This is a genomic window from Mesorhizobium norvegicum (assembly GCF_004919685.1).
GTDB lineage: Bacteria > Pseudomonadota > Alphaproteobacteria > Rhizobiales > Rhizobiaceae > Mesorhizobium > Mesorhizobium norvegicum.
Genome location: NZ_SMYZ01000142.1, coordinates 1 through 10,889, shown reverse-complemented (window position 1 = coordinate 10,889; position 10,889 = coordinate 1). Strand labels below are relative to the sequence as shown.

8 protein-coding genes and 2 pseudogenes are annotated in these 10,889 nt (G+C 66.7%); 9 read left to right on the top strand and 1 reads right to left on the bottom strand.

What is annotated here, in order from left to right; all coding sequences use genetic code 11:
- Window positions 1–517 precede the first annotated feature (517 nt).
- Window positions 518–1,000 carry a ProQ/FINO family protein gene (locus tag FCU66_RS38785; RefSeq protein ID WP_342778259.1) on the top strand — a complete coding sequence of 161 codons (483 nt, stop codon included), beginning with the start codon at window positions 518–520 and terminating at the stop codon, window positions 998–1,000.
- A gap of 278 nt (window positions 1,001–1,278) precedes the next feature.
- On the opposite strand, the pseudogene FCU66_RS38780 reads toward FCU66_RS38785, so the two are convergent.
- Window positions 1,279–1,864 (bottom strand): annotated as a pseudogene (locus FCU66_RS38780) (Tn3 family transposase); the annotation flags it as partial.
- 539 nt (window positions 1,865–2,403) lie between these two features.
- Between FCU66_RS38780 and FCU66_RS38770 the strand changes: the two are divergent.
- From FCU66_RS38770 to FCU66_RS38740, 8 genes and pseudogenes are all read left to right on the top strand, one after another.
- Window positions 2,404–3,606, top strand: a complete 1,203-nt coding sequence (locus FCU66_RS38770; RefSeq protein ID WP_136621964.1) for a cytochrome P450 — start codon at window positions 2,404–2,406, stop codon at window positions 3,604–3,606.
- A 94-nt stretch (window positions 3,607–3,700) separates the two neighbouring features.
- Entirely contained in the window at window positions 3,701–4,990 is a 1,290-nt protein-coding gene (locus tag FCU66_RS38765; protein WP_136621963.1) for a cytochrome P450, read from the top strand.
- Between the two features lies 1 nt (window position 4,991).
- A pseudogene (locus FCU66_RS42975) lies at window positions 4,992–5,273 on the top strand (ferredoxin); the annotation flags it as partial.
- Window positions 5,274–5,291: 18 nt separating this feature from the next.
- Window positions 5,292–6,116 (top strand): SDR family oxidoreductase, encoded by an 825-nt coding sequence (locus tag FCU66_RS38760; protein ID WP_342778260.1) that lies wholly within the window; start codon window positions 5,292–5,294, stop codon window positions 6,114–6,116.
- Complete coding sequence (locus FCU66_RS38755; RefSeq protein WP_136621961.1) at window positions 6,116–7,459, top strand: cytochrome P450; 1,344 nt, start codon at window positions 6,116–6,118, stop codon at window positions 7,457–7,459. Before FCU66_RS38760 ends, FCU66_RS38755 begins: the two co-directional genes overlap by 1 nt.
- 145 nt (window positions 7,460–7,604) lie before the next feature.
- On the top strand, window positions 7,605–8,612 hold the full coding sequence (locus FCU66_RS38750; RefSeq protein WP_181956590.1) for a polyprenyl synthetase family protein: 1,008 nt from the start codon (window positions 7,605–7,607) through the stop codon (window positions 8,610–8,612).
- A 306-nt stretch (window positions 8,613–8,918) separates the two neighbouring features.
- On the top strand, window positions 8,919–10,469 hold the full coding sequence (locus FCU66_RS38745) for a hypothetical protein (RefSeq protein WP_136621960.1): 1,551 nt from the start codon (window positions 8,919–8,921) through the stop codon (window positions 10,467–10,469).
- Window positions 10,466–10,889: isoprenoid biosynthesis enzyme family protein (locus FCU66_RS38740; protein WP_484177841.1), on the top strand; the 424-nt coding region annotated here is incomplete at its 3' end. The genes FCU66_RS38745 and FCU66_RS38740, both read left to right, overlap by 4 nt.

The window sequence follows — 10,889 nt, the reverse complement described above, 5'->3', positions numbered from 1 at the left end:
GCGCCAGGTTCTGGGGATCGACGCCGGGTTGCGGCGGACCGCTTTTTGCCAGCCATTCGCCTGCCTTCCTGTCCAAGGGCGGCGTCGATCCGGCCGAGATCACGGAACGGTCGCCTGATTAGCTTTCGCGCTACGCGACGCCCTGGTACGACGGAACGGCCGAACGGGTCAGAGGAGCCGCGACGGTTTTGGGTCCTACTCGCTGACGGCCCTCCGCGGAGGGCCGTCGAGTCTTTTTCGCTGCCGGCGTTTGAGATGCGCTGCCAAGGGTCAATGAGCTGGCGGAGATATTGGGGAACAGCATTCCACCGACCCTGATGTATGGCTGTGAACTCTATCGGGACGGCTCGGCGTGATTGGTGCCGATCCTGCTCGGCCCCACCAGGCACTTCGCGTGTCCGAATGAGGAGGCGCCCGCTGCTTTGCCCTGCGGGGCGAATGCTCATTTTTCCAAATCATTGCATATATCCGTGCTAGGAAGGTCCGAATTGCAAACGAAAACAATGGGGCGAGGCTTATGATGTTGAGCTGTAGCCGAGGCAAATCGCCTGCACAGCTTTTCCGCTATCTATCGGCCAAGTGGCCTGCGGCGTTCAATCCTAAAGGGCCCAGGCCGCTCAAGATCGGCATCCATCACGACATTCGGGTGCTCGATGGCGAACTGTCCGATGATGAATTGAGGAGAGCCCTGCTGGCGTATACCAAGATGGCCAAATACTTGGCGAGACTGGATGCCGGCGCCGCACGGATTGATCTCGATGGCAAGCCGGCCGGCGTGGTCTCGGATGCGGACGCGGCGACCGCCAAGGCTTTGCTTTACGCCCGCAAGGACAAACAAAAGAGCAAGCAAACGCCGGAGCCAAGGCTAGGGCCTCGAGCGCCACCCAAACCAAAACCGAAGCGAACCGCCGTCTTCAGGGCGAAGAATACGGCCGACAGCCCGGCCGGCATAGTCGTTGAGACGAAGCGTCGCCGGTCATTCCGAAAACCGATGACTTGATCGCCGCTGAGCGATAGCTCGTGCCGACCGGGACAGCCCTCAGGGTCGGAGCACATGGCGCCCCGCGCCAATCCGAATTGCCGCGATCGCAATGGAGCTGCCGCATTCGCGCGCGAAAAACGGACTGGTCGGTCATCCCTTCTTCGGGATGAACGAAGGCCGGAGGCTATTCCGATGGTCGTTCTGGCCACCGCTGCGACCGTGATATTTCGGGATGGCAGTCAGATCGATGCCGGCCCAGATTGACTGTGGCCATACTGCTGCTCAACCTCCTCTCAGTTGATGACGTTGGAAAGAATGGGAAGCAGATTGGGCAATTCAGCGCGCAGGCCTGACGGCGCCGGCTTCTGCCGGGCAATCGCCTTCAGGCGTGGCGGCAGGTGAACCCGAGCAGGCGGCAAAAAGCGGCGCCGACGGCGCTCTGGCCATGGCTGTCGAATATTGGCCCTGAATCTCCACGTTGGTGCAGTGTCGCAGCACGCCCTTGATCATCGCGGCGACCTCCGAAGACGAACAGCGCTTGAGTTGCGAGAAAATGCAGGTCGAGCCCTTTTCGACATGCCAGTAGGTCATCACGCCGCGACCGCCGTAGCGGACATGCCATTCCGTCATCAGGTTGCCGTCCCAAGCGCCTAACTTCTTGGACTCCGACGCGCAGGCCGTCCCGGATTCGACCCAGATGGGGGTGTTGCGGATAGCCAGTGTTGCATTGGCAACGTGCCCGCAAGCCGCCTCGAGCGCGCGCCTAAGCAAGCACGTGAACCCCTGAGCCAACCTCCTATGGGTCAATAGGGTCAGGTGGCCTGCCATCATTCCAGGACGGGACAACTGACAAAGAAGGTGTCGCCTATCCGACACTCTTCTGTCGTCTTTGTTGGGTCCGCGACACCGGCCTATTTCGCCGAGCTCTTGTCTGAGCCTCAGGCTAATCCGCTGAAAAGTAATCACAATGTTTTTCTTCTGCGGGGTCGGCCAAATTGGCACGAGTTTTGAAACTCCCTCGTTGGGAGCCGGGAGCCGCCGACCGACCTCCATTTCGTGGATGACACCGCGATCGATGAAACGGAGAAAGAAAAGCAAAATGTCAAATCCGTATCAGATGACATTCTATGCAAGGGGGCCTCGGCGAAACCGCCCCGTACCCAAACAGGCTGCCGCCCTTGTCGACCCTTGCGCAGGAAATCTTGATGGCCGGCTGCGACTCAAAGGCCCACCACACTCGTCTTATCCTGAAGGCGCAGGAGAAAGTTCTGCATCTCGCCACGCGGTATGCCTAGGCAGTTACACGTTGGCCGATCTTGATAATCGAGTCTGGCTACGCTGCGGAGGACGTCTACATGCCATCGTCAGTCGCTGCCCGCAGCGCCTTCCGCCCTTCCATCGCTAGAGAGTGAAGTGCCACCATGTCCGAACAACCCTTGCCGACGCTGCCGATGTGGCGCGTCGACCACATCGAGCCCTCGCCCGAGATGTTGGCGCTAAGCGCCAACGGTCCGATCCACCGCGTGCGCTTCCCCTCCGGGCACGAAGGCTGGTGGGTGACAGGCTACGACGAGGCCAAGGCGGCGCTGTCCGACGCGGCGTTCCGGCCGGCGGGAATGCCGCCGGCGGCATTCACCCCGGATTCGGTGATTCTCGGTTCGCCGGGGTGGCTGGTCTCGCACGAGGGGGGCGAGCATGCCCGGTTACGCACGATCGTGGCGCCGGCCTTCAGCAACCGCAGGGTGAAGGTGCTCGCGCAGCAGGTCGAGGCGATCGCCGCCCAGTTGTTCGAGACGCTGGCGGCCCAGCCCCAGCCCGCCGACCTGAGGCGCCACCTCTCCTTTCCGCTGCCGGCCATGGTCATCAGCGCGCTGATGGGCGTGCTCTACGAGGATCACGCCTTTTTCGCCGGGCTGTCCGACGAAGTGATGACGCACCAGCATGAAAGCGGCCCGCGCAGCGCGTCGCGCCTGGCCTGGGAAGAACTGCGCGCCTACATTCGCGGCAAGATGTGGGACAAGCGCCAAGATCCGGGCGACAACCTGCTGACGGATCTGCTCGCGGCGGTCGAGCAGGGCAATGCGACCGAGGAAGAGGCGATCGGCCTGGCGGCGGGCATGCTGGTGGCGGGGCACGAGAGCACCGTCGCGCAGATCGAATTCGGCCTGCTGGCCATGTTCCGCCATCCGCAACAGCGCGAACGCCTAGTCGGCGATCCATCCCTGGTGGACAAGGCGGTGGAGGAAATCCTGCGCATGTACCCGCCGGGCGCGGGCTGGGACGGCGTCATGCGCTATCCGAGGACCGACGTGACTATCGCGGGCGTGCATATTCCCGCGGAGAGCAAGGTGCTGGTCGGCCTGCCGGCGACGTCGTTCGATCCGCGCCATTTCGACGACCCGGAAATCTTCGACATCGGACGCGACGAAAATCCGCACCTGACGTTCTCGCACGGGCCGCACTACTGCATCGGCATGGCGCTGGCCAGGCTGGAACTCAAGGTGGTGGTCGGCTCGATCTTCCAGCGCTTTCCCGCGCTGCGCCTGGCCGTGGCGCCCGAAGAACTGAAGTTGCGCAAGGAGATCATCACTGGCGGGTTCGAGGAGTTCCCGGTGCTCTGGTGACGCGCGGACGCCGCCCGGAATCGCGATCTACTCCGCAATTTGCCGGCGCGCCTAGCACGCGCCGGTCAGATCAGCCAGCCAACAGGTAACCAAGATGGACGTGCAAGAAACCAAGGCAGCATGCCGGGACGCCTTCGCCGAACTTGCGTCGCCAGCGTGCATCCACGACCCGTATCCGTTCATGCGGTGGTTGCGCGAGCACGATCCGGTGCATCGCGCGGCGTCGGGCCTCTTTCTGTTGAGCCGCCACGCCGACATCTTCTGGGCGCTCAAGGCCACGGGCGACGCGTTTCGGGGACCGGCGCCGGGCGAACTGGCGCGCTATTTCCCGCGTGCGGCGACCAGCCTGTCACTCAATCTCCTGGCGTCCACGCTAGCGATGAAGGAACCACCGACGCATACGCGTCTGCGCCGGCTGATCTCGCGGGATTTCACCATGCGCCAGATCGACAACCTGCGGCCGAGCATCGCACGCATCGTCGCGGCGCGCCTGGACGGCATGGCGCCCGCGCTTGAGCGCGGGGAGGCGGTGGACCTGCATTGGGAATTCGCGCTGGCCTTGCCAATGCTGGTCTTCGCCGAACTGTTCGGCATGCCCCAGGACGACATGTTCGGGCTCGCGGCCGGCATCGGCGCCATTCTGGAAGGCCTGAGCCCACACGCCAGCGATCCCCAGCTCGCCGCGGCGGACGCGGCCAGCGCCAGGGTGCAGGCCTACTTCGGCGATCTCATACAGCGCAAGCGCACCGATCCCCGCAACGACATCGTGTCGATGGTGGTCGGCGCACACGACGACGATGCCGACACGCTGTCGGATGCGGAGTTGATCAGCATGCTGTGGGGCATGCTGCTGGGCGGCTTCGCCACCACTGCTGCGACCATCGACCATGCGGTCCTGGCGATGCTCGCGTATCCCGAACAGCGGCACTGGCTGCAGGGAGACGCTGTGGGGGTGAAGGCATTCGTCGAAGAAGTCCTGCGCTGCGACGCGCCTGCCATGTTCAGCTCCATTCCGCGTATCGCCCAGCGCGACATCGAACTGGGCGGCGTGGTGATCCCGAAGAACGCGGACGTGCGCGTGCTCATCGCGGCCGGCAATCGCGACCCGGACGCCTTCGCCGATCCCGAACGCTTCAATCCCGCGCGGTTCTACGGCACCACTCCTGGCATGTCGACCGACGGGAAGATCATGCTGAGCTTCGGCCACGGCATCCACTTCTGCCTCGGTGCGCAACTGGCCCGGGTGCAGTTGGCCGAGAGCCTGCCGCGCATCCAGGCGCGCTTCCCCACGCTGGCATTGGCCGAGCAGCCGACCCGGGAACCCTCCGCGTTCCTTAGGACGTTCCGCGCGCTGCCGGTGCGCCTGCATGCGCAGGAGGGCTGAGATGCGCGTCGTGGTCGACCAGGATCTGTGTGGAACCACCGGGCAGTGCGTGCTGACGCTGCCGGGCACCTTTCGCCAGCGCGAACCGGACGGCGTGGCCGAAGTGTGCGTGGCGACGGTCCCGCAGGCGCTGCACGCCGCCGCGCGGCTCGCGGCCAGCCAGTGCCCCGTCGCCGCCATTCGGGTCATCGAAAGCGACGCTGGCGAGCGCGCCAGCGCCGACCCTGCGCCTTCTCCGGCGCAGGCTGAGCGGCATGCCGCGAAAGACCAACGCAACCCAGGAGGACGGTTTGAAGGCAAGGTGGCCGTGGTGACCGGCGCCGGCGCCGGCATCGGCAAGGCATGCGCCCTCGCCATCGCGCGCGAGGGCGGCAGAGTGGTGGTGGCCGACATTGATGGCTCGGCGGCCGTCGCCTGCACCGCGCAGATCACGGCCGAAGCGGGCCACGCGCTGGCCCTGGCCATGGACATCGCCGATGCGCAGGCGGTGGCAGCGCTGTTCGAGACGGCGGAGCGGCACTTCGGTGGGGTCGACCTGCTGGTGAACAACGCGAGCGCCATGCACCTGACACCGCGCGACCGCGCGATCCTCGACCTGGACCTGGCGGTCTGGGATCAGACCATGGCGACCAATCTGCGCGGCACGCTGCTCTGCTGCCGGGAGGCCATCCCACGAATGATCGCCCGCGGCGGTGGCGCGATCGTCAACATGTCGTCGTGCCAGGGGCTCAGCGGTGACACCGCGCAGACGTCCTACGCCGCGTCGAAGGCGGCGATGAACATGCTATCGACCTCGCTCGCCACCCAGTACGGTCATGCGCAGATCCGCTGCAACGCGGTTGCGCCGGGTCTCATCATGACCGAGCGTCTCCTAGCCAAGCTGGACGAGTGCATGCAACGGCATCTGAGCCGGCACCAGCTCCTGCAGCGCGTCGGCCGCCCCGAGGACGTGGCCGCGCTGGTGGCGTTCCTGCTCTCCGACGATGCTGCGTTCATCACCGGCCAGGTCCTGTGCATCGACGGCGGCATGCTGGCGCATGTGCCGACGTACGCCGACGGTGGCAACAGCCGCGCCGCGCGGCCTGCCGGCGACACCGCCGAAGCGGCCGCGGCGCCGCGCTGCTGATGGACATGCTGCTCAACCCGCTGGACCGTCGGCACCGGCTGCGGGACGACATCCCGGTCGTGCCAGGCGCTTTCCCCCTGGTCGGGCATCTTCCCGCCATCGTCTGCGACCTGCCGCGCCTGCTGCGGCGCGCGGAACGGACGCTGGGCAGCCACTTCTGGCTGGATTTCGGCCCTGCCGGACACCTGCTGACCTGCGTGGATCCGGATGCGTTCGCACTGCTCCGGCACAAGGACGTGTCCTCGGCTCTGATCGAAGAGATCGCGCCCGAATTGCTTGGCGGAACGTTGGTCGCTCAGGACGGCGGCGCGCACCGGCAGGCGCGCGACGCGATCAAGGCGGCGTTCCTGCCCAAGGGGCTGACCCAGGCCGGCATCGGCAACCTGTTCGCGCCCGTCATCCAGGCGCGGGTGCAGGCGTGGCGCGACCGCGGCGACGTAACCATCCTGCGCGAAACCGGCGACCTGATGCTCAAGCTCATCTTCAGCCTCATGGGAATCCCAGCGCAGGACTTGCCGGGATGGCATCGCAAATACCGGCAACTGCTGCAGTTGATCGTCGCGCCCCCGGTCGACCTGCCCGGACTGCCCTTGCGGCGCGGCCGCGCCGCCCGCGACTGGATCGACGCGCAGTTGCGCCAGTTCGTCCGCGACGCGCGCGCGCATGCCGCGCGCACTGGGTTGATCAATGACATGGTGAGCGCCTTCGATCGCGGCAACGATGCGCTCTCCGACGACGTCCTGGTCGCCAATATCCGCCTGCTGCTGCTTGCCGGTCACGACACCACCGCCTCGACGATGGCCTGGATGGTGATCGAGCTGGCGCGGCAGCCTGGGCTATGGGACGCCCTGGTCGAGGAGGCGCAACGCGTGGGCGCGGTGCCGACCCGGCACGCGGACCTGGCGCAGTGTCCGGTCGCCGAGGCGCTGTTCCGCGAGACGCTGCGCGTGCATCCGGCGACCACGCTCCTGCCGCGTCGCGCGCTGCAGGAATTGCAACTCGGCCAACGGCGCATTCCCGCGGGCACCCCTCTGTGCATCCCGCTGCTGCATTTCTCGACCTCTGCGCTGCTGCACGAGGCGCCTGATCAGTTCCGCCCGGCACGGTGGCTGCAACGCACGGAGCCGATCCGGCCGGTGGACATGCTGCAGTTCGGTACCGGCCCACACGTCTGCATCGGTTACCACCTGGTATGGCTGGAAATGGTGCAGTTCTGCATCGCCTTGGCACTGACCATGCACAAGGCCGGGGTGCGGCCGCGGTTGCTGAGCGCCGTCGAAAAAGGTCGGCGCTATTTCCCGACCGCACATCCGTCCATGAAAATCCGCATCGGATTCTCATGAGCTGGCATCGCATGCCCCGTGTGGCGAGGCAGCGGCGCCGGCGACCCGCAGCATTGCTCCACTCGGCGCGCGCGCTCGGTGCGACGCCGGCAACGCCGCGGCGGCTCGCCGCTCGCCGTGGCCGTCTCCTGTCAGGTACAAGGACATGAAAAACATCCAGACCGGTTCCACGCGACACGACGACCGAACTGGCGTTTCCGCGCTCGGCGGATTGGGCGCGCAGGCGCGCGGCGCATCCGGCAGGCTGCCGCCGGAGATCTGGATGCAGGACGGCGCAAAGCGGGTCGAACAGGCGCTGGCGCGTCTTCTCTGCGCCGAAGACGACGGTGAGACCGAGCTGATGGCTGCGATGCGCTACGCCAGCTTGCATGGCGGAAAGCGCACCCGCGCCTTGCTCTGTCTGGCTACCGGCGCACTGGCCGACACGCCGACGCACATGCTCGACGATGTCGGCGCCGCCATCGAGATGATGCACGCCTGTACCCTGGTCCACGACGACCTGCCCGCAATGGACGATGACGTGCTTCGCCGCGGCCTTCCGACCGTGCACGTCAAGTTCGGCGAAGCCACTGCGATCCTGGTCGGCGATGCGCTGCAGGCACACGCCTTCCTGACCCTGGCGAACCTGGATGCGCCGGGCGACAACCGTATCGCGCTCGTGCGCGAACTGGCGCAGGCGGTGTCCGCCGAGGGTGCCGCAGGCGGGCAGGCCATGGATCTGTCGCTGGTCGGAAAGCACGTCGAGCTGGACAGGATCGTGGCGATGCACCGGATGAAGAGCGGAGCGCTAGTGCGCGCGTCCGTTCGCATGGGCGCGCTATGCGCCATCGCGGAGGATGCCGCCCACGCTGCGCTGTACTGTGCGCTCGATCGCTACTCCGCCTGTTTCGGGCTGGCGTTGCAGGTGGTCGACGACATTCTCGACGCAACAGCGGATACCGCGACGTTGGGCAAGACCCCCGGCAAGGACGCGGCGGCGCAGAAGCCGACCTGTGCGTCGATCATGGGGCTGCAGGCAGCGCGCCAGTTCGCGCTGGAGCTGTTGCGCGACGCCGGGGAGGCCATCGCCCCGCTGGGGCCGCGTGCTGAACGGTTGGCGCAGATGCTGCAGCGGGCCAACGCGTATCTGTTAAAGCACGCGCCATGCGCATGAGCGCGCCCGTCCGCATGGAGTCGCCCCTTTGCCGCTGCGATCGGCCGGCGGTAGCGGTGCATGCTGGACTGTGTCCGAATCCGCGGCACCGATCGCAGCGGTTGCCCAGCACGGCCGCGGCACACGCGGCGCGCTGCGCGCAAGCCTATGCGGCGGACCGGCGCCAGCATCGGGGTGCGTCGCCGCGCCGGAGCAGGGCGGCCGTCCGGCGCTGCCCATGCGCCGGGCCGGGACGGGCCTGCGGCGACGTGCGGGCGTCTGCCCGATCCTGGTTCTCGTCAACTGTCTGCAGAAGGAACATACCGCGTGAACGCGCTGTCCGAACAGATCCTTTCCGAATTGCGCTACCTGCTGAGCGAGATGAGCGACGGGGGCAGCGTCGGTCCGTCCGTCTACGACACGGCGCGAGCTCTGCAGTTCCACGGCAACGTCACCGGTCGGCAGGACGCATACGCGTGGCTCATCGCGCAGCAACATGCCGATGGTGGATGGGGAAGCGCGGACTTCCCGCTGTTCCGCCATGCGCCCACCTGGGCGGCGTTGCTGACATTGCAGCGTGCCGATCCTCTTCCCGGCGCGGCCGACGCAGTCCAGGCTGCAACCCGGTTCCTCGAGCGCCAGCCCGATCCCTACGCGCATTCGGTGCCGGAAGACGCGCCGATCGGCGCGGAGCTGATCCTGCCGCAGTTGTGTGGCGAGGCCGCATCCTTGCTGGGCGGCGTGGCGTTTCCGCGCCACCCGGCGCTGTTGCCGTTGCGGCAGGCGTGCCTTGTCAAGTTGGGGGCGGTGGCGACGTTGCCGAGCGGCCATCCGTTGCTGCACTCCTGGGAAGCCTGGGGAACGTCGCCGACCACCGCATGCCCGGACGACGACGGCAGCATTGGCATCAGTCCGGCGGCCACCGCCTCGTGGCGTGCGCACGCCGTAACACATGGGAGCACGCCGCAGGTCGGGCGCACCGACGCGTATCTGCAGGCGGCATCGCGGGCGACGCGCAGCGGCATCGAAGGTGTCGTTCCCAACGTCTGGCCGATCAATGTGTTCGAGCCATGCTGGTCGCTGTACACCCTGCATCTGGCCGGGCTGTTCGCGCATCCGGCGTTCGCCGATGCCGTGCGCGTGATCGTCGCGCAGCTCGACGCCCGCATGGGCGTGCGCGGTCTGGGCCCGGCCTTGCACTTCGCAGCCGATGCCGACGACACCTCCGTTGCGTTGTGCGTCCTGCGCCTTGCAGGTCGCGACCCGCCGGTCGATGCGTTGCGCGATTTCGAAATCGGCGAGCTATTCGTCACCTTCCCCGGCGAGCGCAATGCCTCGGTGTCGACCAACATCCATGCCTTGCATGCGTTGCGACTGTTGGGAAAGCCCGCCGCCGGCACCAGCGCCTACGTCGAGGCCAATCGCAACCCGCACGGTCTATGGGACAACGAAAAATGGCACGTTTCGTGGCTGTATCCCACCGCGCATGCGGTCGCTGCACTGGCGCAAGGCAAGCCCCATTGGCGCGACGAGCGCGCGCTGGCGGCGCTGCTGCAGGCGCAGCGCGATGACGGCGGCTGGGGCGCCGGTTGCGCGTCCTCATTTGAGGAAACCGCCTATGCGCTGTTCGCGTTGCACGTGATGGACGGGAGCGAAGAGCCGACAGGGCGCCGGCGCATCGCGCAGGCGGTGGCGCGTGCGCTGGAGTGGATGCTCGCTCGCCATGTGGCGCATGCATTGCCGCAGACGCCGCTGTGGATCGGCAAGGAACTGTATTGCCCCACCCGGGTCGTGCGCGTGGCCGAACTCGCCGGGTTGTGGCTGGCGCTTCGTTGGGGGCGGCGCGTCCTGGCCGAGGAAGCAGGAGCGGCGCTATGATCCAGACCGAAAGCGCGCTGCAGCAGGTGCTGGAGTGGGGGCGTTCCCTGACAGGGTTCGCCGACGAGCATGCCGTGGAAGCGGTCAGGGGCGGCCAGTACATCCTGCAGCGCATCCACCCGAGCCTGCACGACACCAGCGCCCGCACTGGCCGCGATCCGCAGGACGAAACGCTGATCGTGGCGTTCTATCGCGAACTGGCGCTGCTTTTCTGGCTCGACGATTGCAACGATCTTGGCCTGATCGCGCCGGAGGAACTCGCTGCGGTGGAGCAGGCGCTGGGGCAGGGCGTGCCGTGCGCGCTCCCCGGATTCGAGGGCTGCGCTGTGCTGCGCGCTTCGCTGGCCGCGCTCGCCTACGATCGTCGCGACTATGCTCAGCTTCTCGACGATACCCGGTGCTACTGCGGGGCGCTGCGCG